This window comes from Streptomyces sp. BE303, from assembly GCF_036290945.1.
Taxonomy (GTDB): Bacteria; Actinomycetota; Actinomycetes; order Streptomycetales; family Streptomycetaceae; genus Kitasatospora.
Map to the genome: position 1 here is coordinate 1 of NZ_JAQYWZ010000132.1, position 302 is coordinate 302.

At 49.0% G+C, this 302-nt stretch carries 1 protein-coding gene; it reads right to left on the reverse strand.

The genetic code is table 11. The features are described 5' to 3' along the window. On the reverse strand, positions 1–186 hold a 186-nt coding region (locus tag PUR56_RS43130), incomplete at its 3' end, for a hypothetical protein (RefSeq protein WP_329947388.1). Between the last annotated feature and the right edge of the window lie 116 nt (positions 187–302).

Sequence of the window (302 nt, forward strand, 5' to 3'; positions counted from 1 at the left end):
GGCCCGCCCCCCCCCCCCCCCCACCACCCCCCCAACCCCCCCCCCCCCCACCCCGACCCGCCGCAACACCACAACCACACCCACAAACACAAAAAAACAAACAACCACACAAAAAAAAAAAAAAAAAACCAAAAAAAAAAAAACCCAACCAAACAAAACCCCACAAACAACAGACAACCCCACCAAAAACCCACCTAACAAAAACACAACCCAACACCCAAGCCCCGCGGCGCCCCAAACACCCACAAAAAAACAACAGAGCAACCGCAAAAAAACATAAAAAAAACAAAACAAAAAAAAAC